The organism is Polynucleobacter antarcticus (assembly GCF_013307245.1).
Lineage (GTDB): Bacteria > Pseudomonadota > Gammaproteobacteria > Burkholderiales > Burkholderiaceae > Polynucleobacter > Polynucleobacter antarcticus.
The window spans coordinates 218,576-240,854 of record NZ_CP028941.1 but is presented as its reverse complement, the minus strand read 5'-3'; the positions used below and the strand labels follow the sequence as shown (position 1 = coordinate 240,854).

Genomic DNA, 22,279 nt, shown 5'->3' with positions numbered 1-22,279 from the left:
ACCGATTGTGGGGCATCACGGCAAATTTACCGACAAGCCTTGCTATCTTTATGGGGATCACAGATTCTCCAGCGGCCTCCGCTACCCAAAATGAGCTGCCGCTCTAGCCTTGTATCGCGCTCATGCCCCAGTATCAATCGATTAGCTACAAAACCCCCTTGAGCAGTCTTCGCGGCGCCAGCAGCATTAAACGTGATCCCTCTTTGAGAGGAATGCGGGTCGATAAATTGCTTGCCCCCACCCTTAAAGTACACCGGTGTGATCTTGCCCTGAGAAAACCAGATACGCTCAACACACCCTGTCTTGACTTGCGATTTACCACAGTTGTTTTTAACCAGCCAGCCTGCTTCCCAAACATTCCCGGCTAGTGGGGTAATGTGAACTGACCTACCTAACTTCAATGATTGGCTACATGCAAATTGAGCATGGGCAATAAAACGCCTCGCAATCAAATCAATTTCTCTAGCAGCCATATGCTCATGCATGAGCGGTACTGTCATTACCGCCATGATGGCAACAATCAATACAACTGCCATCAACTCCAGCAGACTTGCACCCAGCTCTTGGCCTACTCTGATTTCAGATTCAGTCAAAGTGGGTCAAATTTTTGCCGCCAATTAAGACGAGTCGCCGTATGTGTTTTTTCATCCAGCAACACGAGAATTTCAATGGTGGGCATTTCTTTACTTGACAGTAACCAACGATTTTTACCGGCCGACTGAATATGGCATGAGGCATTTATGATCTCGGTAATATTAGAAAGATGTTGTTCACATTCAAGTAAAGCTTTTTCAGCAGCAATAAATTGTTGTGATGACTGCAGTCCCGTATGAGTACTAATGATTTCGAGTGAGGCGAGTCGCTCAAGATGAAAGACTAAAGAGGACAGCAGCAGCAATAGAGATAAGACCCAAGCAATGATCATTAAAGATTGCGCGTGGAAAATGTTCGCTCAAACTCTCGCTGAATCCAGCCACCATCGGTCATTTCTAGCTTGACTCTAAAGGCTTTTCCAGCCAAACCTGGTAATACCTCAATCGACAGATATTGAACCCCATTCATCAAGGTCGTATTTTGTATGCGCCCTTGTCGATCTAGCGATTGACAGATTAAAGATCCACCATTGACTTTCTTACCCTTGGGTGCTGAGGCCTGTCGGTCTACTAAAAATCCTTGCTGCGCTAAACCATTTTTAGTACGCTCTGGGGTTAAGGTGTTGCCGATGCAATCAAAATCTACCCCGCTAGAAAGTTCATGCTTCACCATCACAGCATCTGATCTTTGATAACCGCTATGTTTTTGAATCTGAATGAAATCAGCAACCCGTTGCTCCCTTTGGTGAGTTCGAGATAATGAGTTAGCATGTTGATAGCCAGCCATCCGAATGGATCTTCCAATTAACTCTAAGGCACGATCTGCTTCTGCAGAAAGTGATTGTGTTTTTTCATATTCAATCTGCTTTGCAATGAGCTCGCCACTATTTTTTATTAGTGGCGCTACCAGAATGAGTGATAGGGCGAGACCGACGAGACATTCCAGTAGACTCATTCAATGCGCTCTTTGATAGAGATGGGGTTGGTGTAATAGCTTGCAGCTGCCGACTCGCCAAGATAGTAATTTCATGTTGATCTAACTCCTGATGTATTTTTATTTGCTGCGCCTGTGCTTGGCCTAAACGCAAAACAACGGTTTGGTAGGTATTTCCCAAAGCTACCCAACTCGTAGCCACTAGAGTCATAGCAACTAAAGCTTCGAGTAAAATAAAGCCATTGGCTGCCTTGGCTTGATTAGTTTGCTCAGCCTGTCTGAGGTCTCGTAGTAATTTGGAGCTTATTGCAGATTTTTTGATCCATTGAGGCATGAATCATTGTCTCGAGACTTGAAAGACAAAAAAATGCCTTTGATAGGTATCTATTGTCAGAAAAGCTGGATATTGCGCAGGAAGCCGTTGGGCATGGAGAGCAGATCTGGGCTTGCAGGCCAAAAAACCCTCCTCAGCTTAAAATAGAGGGCTATGCAAAATACCCTCTCCCCTACAGAAGAAATCATTGCTGAGCTCAAGGCTGGCAAGATGGTGATTCTGGTTGATGAAGAAGATCGCGAGAACGAAGGTGATTTAGTCTTGGCTGCAGATCATGTCAGTGCTGAGGCAGTGAATTTCATGGCTAAACATGGTCGTGGCTTGATTTGCCTTACTTTGACCCGTGAGCGCTGCCAACAGCTCAATCTGCCTTTGATGGTGCGGGATAACGGCACCTCGATGGGTACAAACTTTACCGTTTCCATTGAAGCTGCTATGGGCGTCACTACAGGAATTTCTGCAGCAGATCGCGCACTCACCATCAAAACTGCTGTGGCTACCCATGCAAAGCCAAATGACCTTGTTCAACCAGGTCATATTTTTCCTTTGATGGCACAACCTGGCGGTGTGCTGATTCGCTCAGGCCATACTGAAGCAGGCTGTGACTTGGCTGCATTGGCAGGTTGTTCTCCTACCGCAGTCATATGTGAAATCATGAAGGACGATGGCAGCATGGCACGCCTTCCTGATTTGCTTGAGTTTGCAAAAGAGCATCAATTAAAAATTGGTAGCATTGCCGACTTGATTCAATATCGCAGCCAGCATGAGAGCATTGTGGTGCGCGAAGGTGAACGCGAGTTCATTACCCCTTGGGGTAAGTTTCAAGGAATCATTTATCGAGATACGCCTAGTTCATGTGTGCATATTGCATTAATTCATGGCAAGCCTTCCGAGACTGAAGAAACTTTGGTGCGAGTCCATGAGCCAGTCACTGTATTAGATTTTCTAGATGCCACTGTCAGCAATCATTCATGGCCACTAGTACAGGCTCTTGAGAAACTAGCTGCAGCACCAGCTGGTGTGGCTGTTCTGTTAAATGCCTCAGGTATTGCATCCCCTAATGATGTTGACTGGCTCGCACAGTTCCACAAACTGAATGGCTCACATGCTGATAAGGCAGCTAAGCCACTCGCTCGAAAAACGGACTTCCGAAGCTATGGTATTGGTGCGCAAATTTTGAAAGATATTGGCGTTGGAAAAATGCGCTTGCTCTCTAACCCCACTTCAATCCCGAGTCTTTCCGGATATAAACTGGAAGTCACTGGCTACATTCCTTTTGAAAAAAATTGATTGGTAACATCTGTTGCCTAAAAAATACTATGAATACCTCTGCCAGCACATCCGATAACTTACCCACCAATGAAGATTCAGTCGGCGTTTTGGCTGCTGATTTCAATGGCGAAGACTTGCGTATCGGTATTGTGCAAGGCCGCTTTAATGAGACCTACTGTGTTGCACTAACAACTGCCTGCATCGAAGAGCTGATCAAGCTCGGCGTCTCCCAAGCAGATATTAAATTAGTCACTGTGCCAGGTGCGCTAGAAATTCCTTTTGCGCTCCAAAAATTAGCAGAGACCGATGAGTTTGACGGCTTGGTTGCATTGGGTGCTGTGATTCGTGGCGAGACCTACCACTTTGAACTAGTCTCTAATGAATCTGCTGCCGGCATTACTCGAGTCTGCCTTGAATCTGGCCTCCCCATTGCTAATGGTGTACTGACTTGCGATACCGATGAGCAAGCAGAGGCCCGTGTTCAGATTAAGGGTGCCGATTGCGCTCGTGCAGTGGTGGAGATGGCAAACCTAGCTTTAGCCCTCACTCCTGAGATCGATTTTGAAATCCATCCTAACGAAGCGCAGTAATGGCAATGTCAAAAATGTCACCCAATCCATCTACTGCCAATAGTAACGAAGTGAAGCGTCCTTCGCGCTCGCTGACACCACGCCGCCGTGCCCGTGAATATGCCTTACAAGGCGTGTATCAAAGTCTGGTGATGCGTCGTGCTGGCAGCCTGCCCAATGCCACTGCGATTGCCAAGCAATTAGCTGAAGATCCTGGATTTCGTCGCTGCCAACTCGATTTATTCCAAGGCATCTTTACAGGGGTACTAGAGCATACCGACGAACTAGAGGGCCTCATTACCCCAGCGCTTGATCGGCCTATTAATGAACTTTCTCCGGTAGAGCATGCGGCATTATTAATTGGTACTTACGAGCTTGCTATGGATCTCTCAGTCCCCTACAAAGTAGCCATCAATGAGGCTGTAGAGCTTGCCAAAACATTTGGGGGTACGGATGGTCATAAGTATGTCAACGGTGTTCTAGATGTTTTAGCGCAGAAGTTGCGCAGTACAGAAATGCAAGCAGGCTAGGTAACAACAAGCATAAGACTCATCTTTAATAATCTATCAAAGCCCTCTCTTAGAGATACAATAAATTCATCTCATTAGCCATTAAGGCCCATCATGCAGAAAATCGATATTCGTAAACTCCTTAAAGATCCTAGCTTATTTAAAGAGGATGCATTCATTAATGGGGTATGGGTAAAAGCAAGTGCTGATAGTCGTTTTTCAGTGACCAATCCCGCAACTGGGGAGCTCATCGGACAGGTAAGTAATTTAGGGCCACAAGAAGCTGAGATAGCAATCGCTGTTGCTGAAGGCGCTTTTCAGCACTGGAAAAACAAAACGGGTAAAGAGCGTGCCAGCATCATGCGCAAGTGGTTTGATTTAATTATTCAAAATACTCAAGATCTGGCTGTTCTAATGACACTTGAACAAGGTAAACCTTTAACAGAATCAAAGGGTGAAGTTGTATACGGCGCATCATTTATTGAATGGTTTGCAGAAGAGGCTAAACGAATCACAGGGGCAATACCGAGTACGACTGCGAATGACAAGCGTTTTGTCGTTATGAAGCAGCCTATCGGCGTCTGTGTTGCTATCACCCCTTGGAATTTTCCAAATGCTATGATTTCCCGAAAAATTGCTCCAGCTATAGCTGCTGGTTGCACTGTGATCATTAAGCCAGCAGAGCTCACCCCCCTTTCTGCCTTAGCACTGGCAGAACTTGCATTACGCGCTGGAATACCCCCCGGTGTAATCAATATTCTGACCGCGGATGCAGATCAATCCGTTGCGATTGGCAAGACTCTCTGTGCCTCACCTGTAGTTCGTCATCTCTCATTTACCGGGTCAACTGAAGTAGGCCGTATCTTGATGGCACAGTCTGCACCGACCGTTAAAAAAATAGCGCTTGAGCTGGGTGGGCATGCCCCTTTTATCGTCTTTGAAGATGCAGATATTGATTCAGCTGTTTCTGGTGCCATTCTCTCAAAATATAGAAACTCTGGACAAACCTGTGTTTGCGCGAATCGCTTTTACGTCCACAAGAAAGTGCAAGCTGCATTTACGGAAAAATTTGCCAAAGCAGTACAAGAAATTAAAGTAGGTAACGGCATGGACGCTGGTGTTTCGCAAGGACCACTCATTGAGAAGGCTGCTCTGGAGAAGGTAGAGCGCCATGTAGCGGATGCCCTTAGTAAAGGTGCCCAGTTAGTGACTGGTGGAAAAGTTTCCACACTTGGTGGAACTTTCTATGAACCTACTATTCTGTCTAACGTAACGAGCGATATGCTGATCACTTATGAGGAAACGTTTGGCCCAGTGGCACCAATTATTACTTTTGAGAGCGATGAAGAAGCTATTCGATTAGCTAATGAGAGTCAGTTTGGTTTGGCCTCTTACTTTTACAGCCGAGATATTGGTCGCATTTGGAAGGCAGCGGAAGCATTGGAGTACGGCATTGTTGGCGTGAATACGGGAATTATCTCCAATGAGGTTGCACCATTCGGTGGTGTCAAGCAATCTGGCTTGGGGCGCGAAGGTAGTGTCTACGGTATGGATGAGTATTTAGAGCTCAAATACGTTTGTTTAGGCCTCTAAACTAATCAGCTGGAACTTCCTTAATTCTGCTGCTTTTTATAGACTAAGTCCCACACGCCGTGACCCAACTTGAGGCCACGATTTTCGAACTTGGTGATCGGCCTGTACGCAGGCCGTTCAACATATCCAGGATGCTGACTACTTAACTGAACTTGGCTGGGCTTAAATTCTTTTAAAACATCTTTTGAAAGTGCTGATGTAGTTGCAACATCCGCTGCGGTAAAAGTTTCAATCCTGACCTGCTCAGTGGAGACATTCCTCAATACTGACTCAGCATTGAGTACTAACAGCATTTGCTCGGCATAGTTATGCCAATCCGTCGCTAAATGTAAATAACCACCAGACCTTAAACGGGATGTCAGTAATTGAACGAATTCTGCTTGGATAAGTCTACGCTTATGATGACGTTTTTTATGCCAGGGATCAGCAAAATAAATATGTATGCCATCTAAGGAATGCGGCGCAATCATCTTTTCCAATACCTCAACAGCATCATGCTGAATCAAACGAAGATTAGAGAGTTGATTTTCACCAATCAGCTTGAGTAAGGCACCTACTCCTGGCGTATGGACTTCAATTGCCAGAAAATCATCATCAGGTCGTAAAGCTGCAATTTTGGCTGTAGTTTCACCCATACCAAAACCAATTTCTAATATCTTCGGACTAGCTGAATTACCGAACGCTGCTTCTAAATGCAGAGGGGTATTTTGAAAGGGTAGTAAAAACTGTGGTCCCAACCCATCAATAGCGCGTTGTTGACCGGTGGTTGTTCTGCCTGCTCTTAAAACAAAAGAGCGAATGCGATCCGTTCTGATCATTTTTTGGGTACCTATTTTGCTCTAGGCTTATTTTGGAAAAGGCGTATTCCAACCAGCAGACATATAGGCGCATATTACTTCTACTAAGACGACGGCAAGCGATGTCATAAAAAATACTAAGCCTAGTACAAAAGTCCACACCACATAAGTTGTTTGCATAGAGCGCACTGCACCCGCTTGAAAGAAAAATAACTCTAATACTGTCAAGGAAATAAAAACGCCACTCAAGACATTAAAAAAGATCGCGATAGTGCATAAACGACCGCGTCTCTTTGCTTCGTTTGCCTCTAACATGAGATGCTGCACCACGACTGAATCTGTGATGTGACCATCTTGTATTTTTTGTCGAATAGAGCGCATGCGGTCAACTGATCTTGCCAAGCGAGCTGAAATAGCATTGATCAAGGTTGCCACTGCAGTTAATAAAAACACTGGTGCCAATGCAAGTTGGATATTGCTCGTAATAGCGTCGATCGATACATCCATATTATTTCTTTATTTTTACTCTTTTGTAATTTTCTTAAATCTGTTCTGATGTTTCACTTTATATGCTTACTGAGACCAAACAACCAAACCACTATAGGCGCTCACTAAAACTAATACTCCAAAGATAATTCGATACCATGCAAAAGGGATAAAGTTATGACTAGCGACATAATGAATCAACCACCGCACGCAAATAAATGCGGAGATAAATGCAGAGATAAATCCTACTACTATCGCAAGGCTAAAGTCTCCAGAAAGCGATACTGGTGACTTCCAAAGTTTGAGTAATTCATAGGCAGTTGCGCCACCAATCACAGGAATGGCTAAGAAGAAAGAGAATTCGGTTGCTACCGCACGGGGTAGACCGAATAACATACCACCAATAATCGTTGCTCCAGAACGGGATGTACCTGGGATCAACGCGGCACATTGAGCTAGCCCAACCTTAAAAGCATCCAAGTAAGTTAAATCATCAGCAGATTGAATCTTACTCTCTCTCATCACAATATTTTTCTGTCGATGTTCGGCCCAAAAAATAATGAAACCACCTACAATAAACGCCATCGCTACAGGTATAGGTGAGAATAAATACGTTTTAATGTATTTGCCAAAGATGAAAGCCAAACTCATTGCCGGAATGGAGGCGATCAATAAATTCAACATAAATTTTCGAGAGCTAGAACTGGTTTGAATTGTGGATATCACTTTCCAGAGCTTTTCTCGAAATTCCCAACAGACTGCCAAAATAGCACCAAACTGAATGATGACCTCAAAGGCTTTGCCTCGATCGTCATTAAAATTGAGTAAATCTCCCACTAAAATGAGATGTCCGGTGCTGGAAATTGGCAAAAATTCCGTTAAGCCCTCTACCACCCCAAGAATGACTGCTTTACCTAGCAAAATAAGATCCATAGGCTCAATTTTATAGATAGATGCACGGCACTACGAGATTTGAGAAAATAAGCCTTAAATTAGAGCCAAATCAAACTCAAATAAGACCTTGCAAACAAATAAGCTTAAACTTCATGTCATATTGAAAAGCACCCAAATGAGATGACACCAGCACGTTTGCCCCTATCTCGCCTATCCCTGTTTGCTAGCTTGGGTTTAATCCTGAGTCAGGGGCTTGGATTCGGTTTGTATGCCCCTGATGCCATTGCACAAAATAGCAGCGGAACGAAACCGTCTTTGCCCACTCGATTGAGTGCCCCATCCATGATGGGGCTTGATGCACCTCCACAAATAGTGGTCACTCCTAAGCAAGCCATTCCGAATGATGTGCTCGCCCCGTCCAATCTCAACAGCAGTAACTCAAGCAATCCTGGGCAAACAACCGATTTAATTCGGCTTTACCAAGAAGCGGCGTTTAGCGACCCAGTCTTGAATGCTGCCCGCTTTAATTATCAAGCTAGTAAAGAGCTCTATTGGCAAGGTTTATCACTTCTGCTCCCTCAAGCGAGTGCCACACCAGGTGCAACTCGCTACTATCAACATAGCGGAGGGAATGCGCCAGCCAATGCACCCAGCTCAAGGGTATACGACCAAAAAAACTACACTGTTAGCCTAACGCAACCCGTCTTTAACATGGCGGCGCTAGAAGCTTTTAAGCAGGGTGACCTCAATACCAAGATTGCGGATATGCGTTTTTACTCCGCACAACAAGATTTAATTATTCGGGTCTCGCAGGCCTACTTTGACGCCCTCACCAGCCAAGACAATGTAGCACTTTTTCGTAATAAAAAAAGTTTAATTCAGCAACAACTTGACATTGCACAAGCAAAGTTTGATGCGGGCTTAGCTACTATTGTTGATGTCAATACTGCACAAGCTGCTTTAGACCTAGCAAACTCACAAGAGATTGCTGCACAAGCAGATTTAATAGTAAAGCGAGGCATCTTAGAGCAGTTAGCAGGTCGCCCTATCGGAGCCTTAACTCCTCTCACCAAAGAAGTAAGAATTGATGGTGTGCTAAAGGATCCCCGCTCCAAAAATAAAGTTAGCAGCAATACCCCGCTGATTGATAGCGTAAACCCACAGCTACCTAAAGGCCAAACGCTAGATGACTGGATTGCGCAAGCTGAGGCCGCTAACTTTAACGTCTTAGCAGGGCAGATGTCTGTGAGCTTAGCGGAAAGCTCATTCAGAGCATCTCAAGCCCTCAACTATCCATCAGTGAACTTTGTTGGGACCACCGGCTACAACACTTCGAATGCTGCGGCGAATAGCCTAACGCCATCGCAGACTAATATTTACAATAATACGATTGCTCTACAAATGACTATTCCTCTAGTCTCTGGAGGATTTAGCAGTTCAGTTATTCGTCAAAATGCAGCCTTAGTTGATGTTGCTAAAGCGAACTATGACAATGCTCGCCGTACTGCAGCTCAAAATACCCGAGCTGCTTTTACTGGCTTCTACGGTGGCTTAGCTAGCGTAAAAGCATTTGAAGCAGCAGAGCGCTCTTCCGCTTCGGCACTAGAATCCAGCAAGCTCGGTTTTCAGGTGGGGACTTTAATTAATATTGATGTCTTAATTGCTTTAGACACTGTCATCACAACACGCTCACAGCTTCAACAGGCACGCTACAACACGATTCTGAATGCGATTAAATTAAAGGCAAATGCCGCCGCTTTATCCGATGAAGACCTGATCTCCATCAATACTTTGTTGCGCTAAGGCATTACCTTCGATTCCATGCAAGGTCATGGTTTTAGCCCTAATATAGAGGCTATGCAAAAAGCACTTGTTTGGCTTCGTCGTGATCTTCGTCTTTATGACCATGCCGCACTTCATCACGCCCTTAAAAATAGCCAACAAGTCTGGCTCACCTTTATTTTCGATATCGATATTCTGGAACCCCTACGAACTGACAATATCAAGAATCAAGCTCTTTCTCATGACAGGCGTGTAGACTTTATCTGGCAAGGCCTCCAACAGATTGATGAGGCGCTTCGCAAACAGGGTGGAGGACTGATTGTTCAGGTAGGTAAACCAACTGAATGCATTCCTAAGATTGCTTGCGAGCTTGGAGTGGATTGTGTCTATACCAACCATGACTATGAGCCTTCAGCTATTTCACGCGATGCTGCGGTTCAAGCCTCATTAAATAAGCTGAATATTCATTTTGAAAGTTTTAAAGATCAGGTCATTTTTGAGAAAAAAGAGATTCTCACGAACTCCAATACCGTATTTTCAGTATTCACCCCCTATAAAAATAATTGGCTCAAGACACTGCAAGAAAAGCATATTGCTTCATATGATTGCACTCCCAAAAAAGGGCAGTTTGCTGCGATACCGAAATCATTACAGTCGCCCCTCCCCTCATTAGAATCAATGGGCTTTTGCTCAACCGGCATTGAGGCGTATCTTCCGCCAGGATCTGAGGGTGGGCAGCAATTTCTAGAAGACTTCCTACACCGGATCGATCAATACCAAATAGGTAGAGATTTTCCTGCTATTAAAGGCGTCAGCTATCTTTCCACTCACTTACGCTTTGGGATGCTATCTATTCGTGGCTTAGTACGTGAAGGTCACCGCCGAATGCTTGCAGGCAGTATGGGCGCCACCATCTGGCTCAGTGAGCTCATTTGGCGAGATTTTTATTTCATGATTCTTGCTAACCACCCAAGACTTTCCAGTGGCGTCGCATTTAAACCAGATTATGACCAGATTCAATGGGAGAGCGGGGCTACAGCAAAAAAACTCTTTAGTGCTTGGTGTGAAGGAAAGACGGGCTATCCCTTAGTAGATGCGGCCATGCATCAGCTGAATCAAAGTGGCTATATGCATAACCGCTTGCGAATGGTAGTAGCTAGTTTTTTAACTAAAGACTTAGGTGTTGATTGGCGCTGGGGTGAAGCCTACTTTGCTAAACACCTCAATGATTTTGAACTCTCCTCTAATAATGGTGGTTGGCAATGGGCATCTTCCTCGGGATGTGATGCGCAACCTTACTTTAGGATATTTAATCCAATAACCCAATCTGAAAAATTTGATAGTGAAGGTAAATTTATTCGTCGTTATCTTCCCCAATTAGAGAAACTTTCTAAGAAATCCATTCATGCACCTTGGGAGGCTGGTCATATTGAACTTGAAGCGGCCAGTATCTTATTGGGTAGAGACTACCCCTTACCCATCGTGAATCATGATGAGGCTCGTAAAAAAACCTTAGTACGATACAGCGTAGTTAAAAAAGTCAATTCTGAGACATCAGAAGCGTAGATCAGCTATCACTAAATACCGTTCCGATTTAATATAGAGCATGAGTAAGATTTATGCTATTGGAGATGTACAAGGTTGCGCGCCCTCCTTAAAGAGTCTCGTTAAAAAACTTCCATCCACATCAAAATTAATTTTTTTGGGTGATTTAGTGAATCGTGGCCCAGATTCCTTGGGTACACTGCGCTACCTCAAACAGTTACAAGAAGATAAGCGTATTGAATGCCTGCTAGGTAACCATGATCTCCACCTACTCGCTATAGATGCAGGACTCCGAAAATCAAAGGGCTTAGATACTATTCAGTCGATTTTGGATGCTCCAGATAGAGCAGAGTTAATAGATTGGTTGCGCCATCGGCCTATGGCGCTCAGTAATGGAAAGGTATTGACTGTTCATGCTGGCGTATTGCCTCAATGGGACCTACAGCAAACCATCGAATGCGCACAAGAAGTTGAAAAAGTACTTCGCAAAAAAAACTATCGAGATTTTCTAGCCAATATGTATGGCAATACACCAAATAAATGGAGCAACTCGCTTAAAGGCTATGAACGCTTACGAGTGATTACTAATGCATTGACCCGCATTCGGTTTTGCACTCCTGCAGGTATGATGGAATTCGAAAGTAAAGAAGGCTTTGAGAAGGGTCCCGAGGGTTACATTCCGTGGTTCAAAACCCCTAAAAGAAAAACCTGTGACGCTTTGATTTATTTTGGACACTGGTCCACTCTAGGACTCGTACGTCACGAAAATGTGATTGGCCTTGATACAGGTTGCGTATGGGGTGGCAAACTCACTGCCATGAAAATTGTTGAATCAGGTAAGCCTAGCGATAAACTCGAAACTATTCAAGTGGCTGGTTATGACCATCCCCTCAGAATGTAATACGGGCAAGAGATCTTTAAAAGTCGCTCACAAACTCTTAAATGAAGTCCGTGCAGCCCTAATAATGTCATCTACTATCGCATTATCGTGGGCAATTGAAGTAAAGCCAGCTTCATATGCTGATGGCGCAAGGTATACCCCTTGATCCAACATCAGATGGAAGAATTTCTTAAACGCCTCAATATTGGTTTTAGTCACCTCCTCAAATGAGGTGGGTACCTTATCGGTAAAGTAAAACCCAAACATACCGCCAACACTATCAACTGAAAATGGTACGCCAGACTCATCTGCAGCTTGCTTGAGGCCTGTCATCAGCTTAGTAGTCTGACCTGTCAAGTACTCAAAAAAACCTTCTCGAGAAATAATCTCTAAATTCTTGAGGCCTGCGGCTACCGCAACCGGGTTACCAGATAAAGTACCTGCCTGATACACATTACCTAGAGGGGCTAACTTAGACATGATGGCTTTCTTGCCACCGAATGCTGCCATAGGCATACCGCCACCCATCACCTTACCAAGGCAAGTTAAGTCCGGGACAATACCTTGCAAAGATTGCGCACCGCCCAATGCTACCCGAAAGCCTGTCATGACCTCGTCGTAAATTAAAACACTGCCATACTGAGTGGTAAGGTCTCGCAATGTCGCTAAAAATATTTTGGAGGGTTGAATTAAATTCATATTGCCTGCGATCGGCTCAATGATGACCGCAGCCACTTCATTGCCCTGTTTCTTAAAGACTTCTTCCAGTGCAGCAACATCGTTATAAGGTAAAACCAGGGTGTGTTTTACTAAATCCTGAGGCACGCCCCCCGAGGAGGGAGCATTTTGGGTAGAGTCTGCAAACGTCAATAATCCTGATCCCGCTTTCACTAACAAGCTATCGGCATGACCGTGATAACAACCTTCAAATTTAATAATGAGATCTCTGCCAGTGTAGCCCCGCGCAAGACGGAGAGCACTCATAGTTGCCTCGGTGCCACTCGATACCATTCGCACCTGTTCAATACTAGGTACCAATTGACAAATGCGTTCTGCTAATTCAATTTCTCCTTCAGTAGGCGCGCCGTAACTAAAGCTAGTTTCAGCGGCCTTTTGAACCGCAGCCACTACTTCAGGATGGGCGTGACCAGCAATCATAGGGCCCCAAGACATAATTAAATCGATATAACGCTTGTCATCTGCATCCCAAAAATAGGGGCCTTTTGCCCTCGTTACAAAACGAGGAGTGCCACCCACTTGACGAAATGCACGCACTGGAGAATTCACACCCCCAGGAATTGTTTTTTGCGCACGCTCAAATAAAATGTCGTTTTTTCCCAAGATGGCTTCCTAACTTTCGCTATTATTTTTTTTGTCAATCAATATATTGACGATTAAATTGCCATCATCTCAAAATCTTCTTTACGTGCGCCGCACTCAGGACAGGTCCAATTCATTGGGACATCCTTCCAAAGGGTTCCTGCAGCAATGCCTTCTTCTGGTAAGCCAGTAGCTTCGTTATATACCCAGCCACAAATTAAGCACATATAGGTTTTGTATTCCATTGCTATCTCATCTCTTTGAGTATTAAATCATCACGGCATTTATTTTAAATCGAGTTGGCTATGTTTTTTGATGCATCTCGAACTTAAATAGGCGACACTCCAGCGGTCCGTTAAATAGAGGCGTACGTTTAGATTCCTTGATGCGTAGCTGTCCTGGCAGCGCCATATCCGCTGTCAGCACAAACACATTCCAGCCACCATAAGCGTCTTTTAAATGCTGACCAAATTGCCTTAAAAACTCGACAAAATGGGGATCTTGCTCCTCTTGTGCCTGTAGCTTTTTCAATGATTCACGACTAGAACGTTTAGCACTTTGACGACCCGTTTCCAAATTATGGGCAAAGCGATCTTCTGGCTGCTCTGTACCTGCCACCTCATCATCAGATACCGATCCCTGACCTCGCCCCCCTTTAATTACTAGGCGCTCGCCATAAGGAGGATTGAGCAACATCACACCATGCGGTGCACCTGTCGGCGGCTTGCTGGCCAAGGCATCGATCTGACGAGTAATAGGAGTTCCAGGCAGCTGTGCGCGCTGCCAATTACCTTTAAACATTGCTACTAAGCGTTCATTAATATCGCCGCCACTAATTCCTAAAGACTGTGCATCAGGAAATTGCTTTCGTTTTTCCAGCATTTCATTGAGGGCAGCCTCTTTTAATCCAGCCCACCGCTGTTGCTCAGCTGCCTGACTAAAGGGTTTCAGTCTTTGGAAGCCAAAACCATGAGCAGAGGTGACTAAAGGACGATATGCCAGTCGACTAGGTTTAGCATCATCACCATACATTCCTGCCCGAATTGCACCTGGAGGAATAGCCAAAGCGATTTGCGCAGCCTCAATTAAGAAAGTACCGCTACCGCACATCGGATCAAATAAAGTTTGCGAAGGCTTCCAGCCGGTAATAGACAAGATACCTGCAGCTAAATTTTCTTTTAAAGGGGCATCACCTTTTTCATCTCGCCAGCCACGCTTAAATAAAGCCTCGCCTGAAGTATCTAAGTAGATAGTCACATGGGTAGCCGTCAGATGAGCCTGCACTCGAACATCCGGAAAGGCGGTATCAATACTAGGACGATCTCCTGTGACATCACGCAAACGATCCACAATCGCATCTTTAATTTTCAGAGTGGCAAAGTTTAAACTTTTTAAGGGTGAGCGATGTGCCGTCACATCGACTCGCAAAGTCTGTTTAGAAGAAAACCATTCCTCCCAAGCCAAGCCACTAGCCAATTTGTACAAGTCATCTTCCTGACGATAAGCTGACTCTGCCATCTGCAACAACACTCGGCTAGCTATACGAGAATGTAAATTCAAAGCCATGGCAGCAGAAAGTGGTGCAGCTAAGCCTACCCCACCAGTAGGACTCGTAGGAGTAGGATCAATCACCCAAGCCCCTAAAGCCTTAGAATCCGCACGCTGCGCAATGCTCGCTAGCTCTTGTGCAAGAGCTAGCTCTAGTCCACCTGGACAAACAACAAAAAATCTCATGGGACTAGCAATCTAAAAAAGGAATAGAACAAAATACGGTAAAGAATTCATTAAGGCTTAATGACGACTAAAGCAACCACAATCAATAATAGAACTACAGGGACTTCATTAAACCAACGGTACCAGACACCTGAATGCGTATTGATGGATTTACGAAACTTCTTAAGCATGCCCCAGCAAGCATGGTGATACCCAATCAATAGAATCACAAAGAATAACTTCGCATGCATCCAAACTTCACCACGGCCAATCTTAAAATGCATCCAGAGTGCAATCCCCAAAATCACAGCGGGTATTGCCAAGATGGTCATAAACCGAAAGAGTCGATCCGCCATACCTAAGAGCCGCGCATATACTTCCGGATTTTTTTCATCTGCTAAGTTAACGAAAATTCTTGGCAGATAAAACAAGCCCGCAAACCACGAGGTAATTAAGACAATATGTAGTGTCTTAGTCCAAAGATAAGCATTTCCCACGATCAATCCTTTATTAAATGAATTAGCTACGAATCTCGCCATGACCCATGACGATATATTTCAAAGAGGTTAAGCCATCGAGGCCTACAGGACCACGCGCATGGAGTTTGTCATTGGAAATCCCGATTTCAGCACCAAGGCCATATTCAAACCCATCTGCAAAGCGGGTACTTGCATTGACCATCACGCTGGCACTATCTACTTCACGTAAAAAACGATTCGCTTGCGCTTGATTATTGGTGATGATGGCATCGGTATGCTTACTACCGTATTGCTCAATATGACTCATGGCTTCATCCATATTAGCGACTGTTTTAATCGATAAAATAGGGGCTAAATATTCAGTCTGCCAGTCTTCTTCAGTCGCATCCACTAAACCCTCAAACCCATTTTCTTCTAAGGCTTTTCGTGTCAGAGCATCGACACGCAACTCAACACCCTTGTCTTGATAGATCTTGCATAAAGTAGGTAGTACTTGTTGTGCAATTGCCTGGTTGACCAATAATGTCTCCATCGCATTACAAGGTGCATAACGCTGAGTCTTCGCGTTATCACACACCTTAATAGCCATCGCAATATCCGCATCAGCATCAATGTAGGTGTGACAGATGCCATCTAAATGTTTAATCATCGGTACGCGTGCCTCAGCCATCAAGCGCGCAATCAAGCTCTTACCGCCACGAGGAACAATCACATCGATATATTCCGTCATGGTGATCATCTCCCCTACAGCACTACGATCAGTCGTAGTGACGACCTGCACCGCATCCATTGGCAATTGAGCAGCATCTAAGCCAGCCTGAATCAGTTGCGCCAACAAGGTATTGGAATCAATCGCCTCCGAGCCGCCCCGCAAAATAACAGCATTACCTGACTTAAGGCAGAGTGCCGCAGCATCAATCGTGACATTAGGGCGTGACTCATAAATAATCCCGATCACACCCAGTGGAACGCGCATTTGCCCCAACTCAATACCGGATGCCTGCTTTTGTAAGGCAGTCATTTTTCCGATAGGGTCCTCTAAGGAAACTATTTGCTCTAAGCCTAAAGCCATGGATTCAATGGTCTTTGGGGTCATGGTGAGACGATCAATAAAGGCGGCATCTTGACCTTTTAATGTTGCTCGCTCGACATCGAGTTGATTCACCCGCTGAATCTCGTTCGCCTTCTCACGAATCAACTTGGCAATATGAAGCAAGGCCTGGTCTTTTTGCTCGCTAGATGCGCGCGCCATGGCACGCGATGCTTGGCGTGCACGCTGACCGATATTCAGCATCATTTGTTTTATTTCATTGCTCATTCTTTAATTCACTATTTCATCATCATCAATTAATCGTTACTACTAATCGTCCTCAATACATTACCCTTGACTAGCGCAACAGATTGCCAACCAAGCGCAAGCCATCCCAAGGATTGGCTGGTAATTCTGCTGCATACAAACCTTTTGCTTGGCGATCTAATCCTGCAGCAAGTTGGATGGCTCTGCGTAACTTCAAAGGTTGAACTCTTTTTAAAGCCATCGGATAAAGACGCTCCTTGTTACCCCAAATGCGATTAGCACGCATTAACTGCTGCAATGACTCACCTGCATCACTTGCTACCTTCAGCTTCGATAGTATCCGAAGCTCTTCAGTAACGCTCCATAAAATTAAAACGAGTGGCTCGCCCTCGCCTTTTAAACCATCCAACATTCTATTTAAACGGGGAAGATCGCCTGCCAACATCGCCTCAGTGAGCTCAAAAACGTTATAACGAGCAACCTTTAATATGGCAGAACGAATTTGCTCCTCCGTCAGAACGCCACTAGGATGCAATAAACCTAACTTCTGAATCTCTTGATGGGCAGCAATCAAATTTCCTTCAACCTGTTCGGAAATGAAACTTAAGGCGCGGTGCCCATTAGGTCCAGACTCCACTTCTTGACCTTGCTTTTTGAGGCGTCCTGCAATCCATTGCGGGAGTTGAGTCCGATCTAATGAATCTAACTGTATTGCCATTCCAGCCTCATCTAAGGCGATAAACCAGCCAGACGTTTTAGTCTTACCGTCCAGTTTTGGCAAAATAATGCAAACAATCGTATCTGGGCCGTCTTGACCAATATCTTGAGATTCAATTTGGGCAGCAAATTGCTTTAAAGCATCCGCACCGTCACGACCAGGCTTACCCGTTGGAATGCGCAACTCCACCCAACGCTTATCGCCAAAGAGAGACATGGTTTGCCCACTACTTAATAGAGCGCTCCAGTCAAAGCCACGCTCTTGTAGTAACACTTCTCGTTCTGTAAATCCCATGGTTTTGGCGGTAGCACGCAGTTGGTCCATCGCCTCCATCATTAATAGCGGCTCATCCCCACTAAAAACATAGAGCGGCTTTAACGCTGCCGCAGAGTGCAAGGACTTTAAATGAACCTGTAGTGCATCGCTCTTAACCATGCTGGTTCATATTCATACTTTAAAAACTTCTGGATTGAGGAGATTTAGCAGCTGCAGCAACTCGGCGCAAAATTTGCACTGAGAGATCTCTTCGCATCGAGGTAAAAAATTGCTGCATCTGTGCATCAGAGGCTAATACTGTAGATACCGAGAAATCCATATCTCTAGTGACATAAATTTCAGCGTCAGGGACAATATCTGCACCACTATTGTCATACGCCCTAAATCCAACCCGAATGTTTAAGCGATAGGCAGATACTTGACCATTTGAGTTGTAGGCCAATATCTCTCGATTACTTAAATCACTCGTGATATCTAAAATAAGATCGGCATCCTTCGGGTTAATGGCTACCTTTGCATTGGTTCCTGTCAGGATGACCGTTTGCAGATCAGCTCGTAAGGGAGGTGATGGACTGCCAGTAATGGCAAGCACTTTGTAAGGTAAATCTACCATCCCCCGCAGACGAAACCCACACGCCAGCAAACCACTGACCGGAGCCAAGATTAGCCCACCAAGCAGAGTTCGTCGAAGTTGATTTACGCTCATGTCTTTAGTTTCTATTAAAAATAGTTCGCGTCATTTAAACCACAATATTAATTAAGCGTCCAGGAACGACGATGACTTTCTTCGGTGCACCGCCATCAAGTACCTTAATGACAGGCTCACTATTTAAAGCTGCCGCTTCGATCTGCTCTTTAGTCGCATTCGCCGGCACCCGAATATCACCACGTAGCTTGCCGTTAATTTGCAGCATGATGGTGAGCTCAGTTTGTACTAGTGCTGCCTCATCCACCTCAGGCCATGAGACATCCAAAATAGTGCCTAGAGCCTGCTCATATCCTAATTCTTTCCAAAGGGTATGAGTTAAATGGGGTACTACTGGATACAGCACTCTCAGCAAAATACTGAGGCACTCACGGAGTACAGCTGAACCAACTACACCAGCTCCCAATTTGATAGGCTCTAACGCATTGAGCATCTTCATAGCAGCAGACACGACCGTGTTGTACTGACGACGTTGATAATCAAAATTGGCTTGCTTCAAAATAGTATGTACCTCACGGCGTAATTCTTTTTCAGCATCACTCAAATTGCTGGGCAATTCTGCTTGAGCAGCACGAATAGCATCTGACTGACTCATAGAGTACACCCACACCCGACGCAAAAATCGGGATGCGCCATCTACACCGGCACCGGACCACTCCAATTGCTGCTCTGGTGGGGCAGCGAACATCACAAAAAGACGTGCTGTATCTGCGCCATATTGGTCGATCAGTGCCTGTGGATCAACACCATTGTTCTTACTCTTAGCCATCTTCTCGACACCACCGATAATGACCGGAGTACCAGAGCTATCTCCTTTTAAGCTAGCACCCTGTGGACGACCCTTGTCATCAAGCTCCAGCTCAATATCGACAGGATTTAACCACGTCTTTTTGCCAGAAGCATCTTCAGAGTAGTACGTCTCATTGAGCACCATACCTTGCGTCAGTAAATTTTGAAACGGCTCATCAAACGTAATCAAATTCAGATCACGCATAACCTTTGTCCAAAAGCGTGCATAGAGTAAGTGCAAAATAGCATGCTCAATACCGCCAATGTATTGATCCATTGGCATCCAATATTCATTGCGCCCATCCACCATGGTCTTCGCATCAGGGCCCGTGTAGCGCATAAAGTACCAAGAGGAATCCACAAAGGTATCCATGGTGTCTGTCTCGCGACGTGCAGGCTTACCACATTGGGGGCATTTGACATTCAGAAAATCAGCCCGCTTATTAAGCGGATTACCACTACCATCTGGTACACAATCCTCTGGCAGTATTACCGGAAGATCTGCTTCTGGAACAGGTACGGTTCCGCATCCTGGCGTCTGCTCATCGCCACAATGAATCATCGGAATAGGTGTTCCCCAATAGCGTTGACGAGAAATCCCCCAATCGCGTAAACGATAAGTCGTTTTAATCTCCCCTACACCCATTTTTTCTAAATCTTGGGCAACCGCATCTACTGCCTCTTCAAACGACATGCCATCGTACTTCCCACTATTGAGACATTCCACACCCTCTTTTTGCGCATACCAATCTTGCCAATGATTCGTATTGAACATACTAGATGGGGTACGTAAGGCAATCACTTGCTTAATCGGTAATTGATATTTGAGTGCAAAGGCAAAATCTCGCTCATCATGAGCAGGAACACCCATCACGGCACCATCGCCGTAAGACATCAACACATAATTACCTACCCACACAGGCACTGGTTCATTTGTGAAAGGATGCATCACATATAAACCCGTGAACATCCCTTCTTTTTCCTGGGTGGCAAGATCTGCCTCAATCACACTACTAGTCTTACATTTATCAATAAATGCTGCGAGTTCAGAATTATTAGTGGCAGCCTGGGTTGCTAATGGGTGCTCTGCTGCAACGGCACAAAATGTCACGCCCATGATCGTATCTGCACGAGTGGTGAACACATACAGTTGGCCGTCTTGAACAAAGTTACCGTGAGCATCTGCAATCTGATGTTTAAAAGCAAAACGCACCCCGCGACTTTTACCAATCCAATTTTGCTGCATCGTCTTCACACGCTCGGGCCAACCGAGTTCATCCAAACCAGAAAGGAGCTGTTCTGCGTAAGCAGTAATATTGAAGTAATACCCCGGTATTTCTCGTTTCTCAACCAAGGCACCAGAACGCCAACCACGACCATCAATCACCTGCTCGTTTGCCAGTACCGTTTGGTCAATCGGATCCCAGTTCACTAATTGTGTCTTACGGTAAGCAATCCCTTTTTCCAGCATCTTCAAAAAGAGCCATTGATTCCAACGATAGTAGTTGGGGTTGCAGGTGGCGATTTCACGTGACCAATCAATCGCTAGACCCATCGCCGTCATTTGCTTTTTCATATAAGCAATGTTGTCGTAGGTCCATTGTGCTGGAGGCACTTTATTCTGAATCGCAGCATTTTCTGCGGGCATTCCAAAGGCATCCCAGCCCATAGGCATTAATACGTTGTAACCCTGCATGCGTAGCTGTCTTGCCATGACGTCATTGATGGTGTAGTTGCGCACGTGGCCCATGTGCAACTTGCCCGATGGGTAAGGCAACATCGAGCATGCGTAATACTTTGGCTTGGGCTTGCCAGATGCATCTACTGCACCCTCAATCACGGTATACGCTTGCGTACTCTCCCAATCAGCCCGTGCTGCCGCCTCAATACTGCGGTGGTCGTAATCCTTACTCATTCAATGCGACTCTTTTCTTCTATTCTGACTTACTAAATTTTTTAATTGAGCTACCTGGCTTCCCAGCTCAAGAGTGCTGACGCAAACCCAGAACATCTTGCATATCGTAAAGACCAGCATTCTGAGTTTGTAAAAAACGTACTGCACGTAAGGCGCCTTGAGCATACGACTGACGACTAGAGGACTTGTGACTAATTTCAATACGTTCGCCATCGCCTGCAAATAAGACCGTATGGTCACCCACAATATCGCCACCACGAATCGTTGCAAAACCAATCGAACCCGCTTTGCGTTCGCCAGTATGTCCTTCGCGAGCATAGACCGCCACATCATCTAAGTTCTCACCCATGGCATCTGCAATGACTTCACCCATCTTCAATGCCGTGCCTGACGGCGCATCAACCTTATGGCGATGATGCGCCTCAATAATTTCAATATCGTAGCCTTGGTTCAGCATCTTAGCGGCGATCTCGAGCAACTTAAACGTCGCATTCACACCAATACTCATATTGGGCGCAAAAACGATTGCCAAATTCGCTGAAGCTTTTTTCAGACTATTAATTTGCTCTGTATTCAGGCCCGTTGTACCAATAATCATTTTGCTACCCGTCTTTTGCGCAAGCGCTAAGTGCGCCATGGTTCCTTCTGGCCGAGTAAAGTCGATTAAAAATTCTGCATCTGTTAATGCCTTTGTAATATCAGCAGTAATAGCAACGCCGGTCTTCTTGCCCAAAAATGCACCGGCATCTTCACCTAGCTGCGGACAGGCGTCATGCTCCAAAGCTCCAACCAATTGAGTATCTGGGCTGCTCAACACAGCCTCAATCAACATTTTTCCCATTCGGCCAGTAGCACCGGCAATTGCGATTTTCATCATT

The 22,279-nt window shown here is 45.2% G+C and carries 23 protein-coding genes; 7 read left to right on the top strand and 16 right to left on the bottom strand.

What is annotated here, in order from left to right; translation table 11 throughout:
- Positions 1–26: 26 nt before the first annotated feature.
- Genes DCO16_RS01320 through DCO16_RS01305 form a run of 4 tightly spaced genes read right to left on the bottom strand, consistent with a single transcriptional unit; the run spans position 27 to position 1,861 of the window.
- Positions 27–593, bottom strand: a complete 567-nt coding sequence (locus DCO16_RS01320; RefSeq protein WP_254598065.1) for a pilus assembly FimT family protein — start codon at positions 591–593, stop codon at positions 27–29.
- Positions 590–925, bottom strand: a complete 336-nt coding sequence (locus DCO16_RS01315; RefSeq protein ID WP_173941989.1) for a hypothetical protein — start codon at positions 923–925, stop codon at positions 590–592. The genes DCO16_RS01320 and DCO16_RS01315 overlap by 4 nt, the downstream gene beginning before the upstream one ends.
- Positions 925–1,548 carry a PilW family protein gene (locus tag DCO16_RS01310; protein WP_173941988.1) on the bottom strand — a complete coding sequence of 208 codons (624 nt, stop codon included), beginning with the start codon at positions 1,546–1,548 and terminating at the stop codon, positions 925–927. Before DCO16_RS01310 ends, DCO16_RS01315 begins: the two co-directional genes overlap by 1 nt.
- A complete protein-coding gene (locus tag DCO16_RS01305) occupies positions 1,478–1,861 on the bottom strand; it encodes a hypothetical protein (RefSeq protein WP_173941987.1) in 384 nt (127 codons plus the stop codon). Before DCO16_RS01305 ends, DCO16_RS01310 begins: the two co-directional genes overlap by 71 nt.
- Before the next feature lie 153 nt (positions 1,862–2,014).
- On the opposite strand from DCO16_RS01305, the gene ribBA reads away from it, so the two are divergent.
- The 4 genes from ribBA (at position 2,015) to DCO16_RS01285 (ending at position 5,804) form a co-directional block, all read left to right on the top strand.
- Positions 2,015–3,151, top strand: a complete 1,137-nt coding sequence (gene ribBA, locus DCO16_RS01300; RefSeq protein ID WP_173941986.1) for a bifunctional 3,4-dihydroxy-2-butanone-4-phosphate synthase/GTP cyclohydrolase II — start codon at positions 2,015–2,017, stop codon at positions 3,149–3,151.
- Positions 3,152–3,180: 29 nt separating this feature from the next.
- A complete protein-coding gene (ribH, locus tag DCO16_RS01295) occupies positions 3,181–3,723 on the top strand; it encodes a 6,7-dimethyl-8-ribityllumazine synthase (protein WP_173941985.1) in 543 nt (180 codons plus the stop codon).
- Positions 3,724–3,728: 5 nt separating this feature from the next.
- Complete coding sequence (gene nusB, locus DCO16_RS01290; protein ID WP_173943721.1) at positions 3,729–4,232, top strand: transcription antitermination factor NusB; 504 nt, start codon at positions 3,729–3,731, stop codon at positions 4,230–4,232.
- 93 nt (positions 4,233–4,325) lie between these two features.
- On the top strand, positions 4,326–5,804 hold the full coding sequence (locus DCO16_RS01285; protein ID WP_173941984.1) for an NAD-dependent succinate-semialdehyde dehydrogenase: 1,479 nt from the start codon (positions 4,326–4,328) through the stop codon (positions 5,802–5,804).
- Positions 5,805–5,824: 20 nt separating this feature from the next.
- Here DCO16_RS01285 and trmB read toward each other — a convergent pair whose 3' ends face one another.
- The 3 genes from trmB to DCO16_RS01270 all read right to left on the bottom strand — a co-directional run bounded on the left by trmB (position 5,825) and on the right by DCO16_RS01270 (position 8,020).
- Positions 5,825–6,622: a tRNA (guanosine(46)-N7)-methyltransferase TrmB gene (gene trmB, locus DCO16_RS01280; protein ID WP_173941983.1), complete on the bottom strand. Its 798-nt coding sequence runs from the start codon at positions 6,620–6,622 to the stop codon at positions 5,825–5,827.
- Between the two features lie 27 nt (positions 6,623–6,649).
- Positions 6,650–7,108, bottom strand: coding sequence for a DUF2721 domain-containing protein (locus tag DCO16_RS01275; RefSeq protein WP_173941982.1), 459 nt, complete (start codon positions 7,106–7,108; stop codon positions 6,650–6,652).
- A gap of 66 nt (positions 7,109–7,174) precedes the next feature.
- Positions 7,175–8,020 (bottom strand): undecaprenyl-diphosphate phosphatase, encoded by an 846-nt coding sequence (locus DCO16_RS01270; RefSeq protein WP_173941981.1) that lies wholly within the window; start codon positions 8,018–8,020, stop codon positions 7,175–7,177.
- Positions 8,021–8,161: 141 nt separating this feature from the next.
- On the opposite strand from DCO16_RS01270, the gene DCO16_RS01265 reads away from it, so the two are divergent.
- From DCO16_RS01265 to DCO16_RS01255, 3 genes are read left to right on the top strand one after another with little or no spacing between them, the layout of a single operon-like run.
- A complete protein-coding gene (locus DCO16_RS01265; RefSeq protein ID WP_173941980.1) occupies positions 8,162–9,784 on the top strand; it encodes a TolC family protein in 1,623 nt (540 codons plus the stop codon).
- Between the two features lie 54 nt (positions 9,785–9,838).
- Positions 9,839–11,329 carry a cryptochrome/photolyase family protein gene (locus DCO16_RS01260; protein WP_173941979.1) on the top strand — a complete coding sequence of 497 codons (1,491 nt, stop codon included), beginning with the start codon at positions 9,839–9,841 and terminating at the stop codon, positions 11,327–11,329.
- A 40-nt stretch (positions 11,330–11,369) separates the two neighbouring features.
- Positions 11,370–12,209 carry a symmetrical bis(5'-nucleosyl)-tetraphosphatase gene (locus DCO16_RS01255; protein ID WP_173941978.1) on the top strand — a complete coding sequence of 280 codons (840 nt, stop codon included), beginning with the start codon at positions 11,370–11,372 and terminating at the stop codon, positions 12,207–12,209.
- Positions 12,210–12,236: 27 nt separating this feature from the next.
- Here the strand turns inward: DCO16_RS01255 and hemL are convergent, their stop codons facing one another.
- The 9 genes from hemL to dapB form a co-directional block, all read right to left on the bottom strand.
- A complete protein-coding gene (hemL, locus tag DCO16_RS01250) occupies positions 12,237–13,529 on the bottom strand; it encodes a glutamate-1-semialdehyde 2,1-aminomutase (RefSeq protein ID WP_173941977.1) in 1,293 nt (430 codons plus the stop codon).
- A 53-nt stretch (positions 13,530–13,582) separates the two neighbouring features.
- Positions 13,583–13,753, bottom strand: a complete 171-nt coding sequence (locus tag DCO16_RS01245; RefSeq protein ID WP_173941976.1) for a rubredoxin — start codon at positions 13,751–13,753, stop codon at positions 13,583–13,585.
- Positions 13,754–13,811: 58 nt separating this feature from the next.
- Positions 13,812–15,242, bottom strand: coding sequence for a THUMP domain-containing class I SAM-dependent RNA methyltransferase (locus DCO16_RS01240; protein WP_173941975.1), 1,431 nt, complete (start codon positions 15,240–15,242; stop codon positions 13,812–13,814).
- Between the two features lie 50 nt (positions 15,243–15,292).
- Positions 15,293–15,760, bottom strand: a complete 468-nt coding sequence (locus DCO16_RS01235) for a CopD family protein (protein ID WP_173941974.1) — start codon at positions 15,758–15,760, stop codon at positions 15,293–15,295.
- A complete protein-coding gene (locus DCO16_RS01230) occupies positions 15,741–17,018 on the bottom strand; it encodes a glutamate-5-semialdehyde dehydrogenase (RefSeq protein ID WP_173941973.1) in 1,278 nt (425 codons plus the stop codon). Before DCO16_RS01230 ends, DCO16_RS01235 begins: the two co-directional genes overlap by 20 nt.
- 70 nt (positions 17,019–17,088) lie before the next feature.
- The gene (gene holA / locus DCO16_RS01225; RefSeq protein WP_173941972.1) at positions 17,089–18,150 is read right to left on the bottom strand and encodes a DNA polymerase III subunit delta; all 1,062 of its coding nucleotides are present in this window, start codon (positions 18,148–18,150) and stop codon (positions 17,089–17,091) included.
- 19 nt (positions 18,151–18,169) lie between these two features.
- The gene (locus DCO16_RS01220) at positions 18,170–18,697 is read right to left on the bottom strand and encodes an LPS-assembly lipoprotein LptE (protein WP_173941971.1); all 528 of its coding nucleotides are present in this window, start codon (positions 18,695–18,697) and stop codon (positions 18,170–18,172) included.
- A 34-nt stretch (positions 18,698–18,731) separates the two neighbouring features.
- On the bottom strand, positions 18,732–21,401 hold the full coding sequence (gene leuS, locus DCO16_RS01215; protein WP_173941970.1) for a leucine--tRNA ligase: 2,670 nt from the start codon (positions 21,399–21,401) through the stop codon (positions 18,732–18,734).
- Between the two features lie 67 nt (positions 21,402–21,468).
- Entirely contained in the window at positions 21,469–22,275 is an 807-nt protein-coding gene (gene dapB, locus DCO16_RS01210) for a 4-hydroxy-tetrahydrodipicolinate reductase (protein ID WP_173943720.1), read from the bottom strand.
- Between the last annotated feature and the right edge of the window lie 4 nt (positions 22,276–22,279).

Coding starts and splice junctions, on each gene's coding strand:
- DCO16_RS01285 (WP_173941984.1), top strand. CDS start 4,326: ATGCAGAAAATCGATATTCGTAAACTCCTTAAAGATCCTAGCTTATTT.
- nusB (WP_173943721.1), top strand. CDS start 3,729: ATGTCAAAAATGTCACCCAATCCATCTACTGCCAATAGTAACGAAGTG.
- DCO16_RS01260 (WP_173941979.1), top strand. CDS start 9,839: ATGCAAAAAGCACTTGTTTGGCTTCGTCGTGATCTTCGTCTTTATGAC.
- DCO16_RS01305 (WP_173941987.1), bottom strand. CDS start 1,861: ATGCCTCAATGGATCAAAAAATCTGCAATAAGCTCCAAATTACTACGA.
- leuS (WP_173941970.1), bottom strand. CDS start 21,401: ATGAGTAAGGATTACGACCACCGCAGTATTGAGGCGGCAGCACGGGCT.
- DCO16_RS01275 (WP_173941982.1), bottom strand. CDS start 7,108: ATGGATGTATCGATCGACGCTATTACGAGCAATATCCAACTTGCATTG.
- DCO16_RS01235 (WP_173941974.1), bottom strand. CDS start 15,760: ATGGCGAGATTCGTAGCTAATTCATTTAATAAAGGATTGATCGTGGGA.
- DCO16_RS01310 (WP_173941988.1), bottom strand. CDS start 1,548: ATGAGTCTACTGGAATGTCTCGTCGGTCTCGCCCTATCACTCATTCTG.
- DCO16_RS01245 (WP_173941976.1), bottom strand. CDS start 13,753: ATGGAATACAAAACCTATATGTGCTTAATTTGTGGCTGGGTATATAAC.
- dapB (WP_173943720.1), bottom strand. CDS start 22,275: ATGAAAATCGCAATTGCCGGTGCTACTGGCCGAATGGGAAAAATGTTG.
- ribBA (WP_173941986.1), top strand. CDS start 2,015: ATGCAAAATACCCTCTCCCCTACAGAAGAAATCATTGCTGAGCTCAAG.
- holA (WP_173941972.1), bottom strand. CDS start 18,150: ATGGTTAAGAGCGATGCACTACAGGTTCATTTAAAGTCCTTGCACTCT.
- DCO16_RS01230 (WP_173941973.1), bottom strand. CDS start 17,018: ATGAGCAATGAAATAAAACAAATGATGCTGAATATCGGTCAGCGTGCA.
- DCO16_RS01220 (WP_173941971.1), bottom strand. CDS start 18,697: ATGAGCGTAAATCAACTTCGACGAACTCTGCTTGGTGGGCTAATCTTG.
- DCO16_RS01240 (WP_173941975.1), bottom strand. CDS start 15,242: ATGAGATTTTTTGTTGTTTGTCCAGGTGGACTAGAGCTAGCTCTTGCA.
- trmB (WP_173941983.1), bottom strand. CDS start 6,622: ATGATCAGAACGGATCGCATTCGCTCTTTTGTTTTAAGAGCAGGCAGA.
- DCO16_RS01270 (WP_173941981.1), bottom strand. CDS start 8,020: ATGGATCTTATTTTGCTAGGTAAAGCAGTCATTCTTGGGGTGGTAGAG.
- ribH (WP_173941985.1), top strand. CDS start 3,181: ATGAATACCTCTGCCAGCACATCCGATAACTTACCCACCAATGAAGAT.
- DCO16_RS01255 (WP_173941978.1), top strand. CDS start 11,370: ATGAGTAAGATTTATGCTATTGGAGATGTACAAGGTTGCGCGCCCTCC.
- DCO16_RS01315 (WP_173941989.1), bottom strand. CDS start 925: ATGATCATTGCTTGGGTCTTATCTCTATTGCTGCTGCTGTCCTCTTTA.
- DCO16_RS01265 (WP_173941980.1), top strand. CDS start 8,162: ATGACACCAGCACGTTTGCCCCTATCTCGCCTATCCCTGTTTGCTAGC.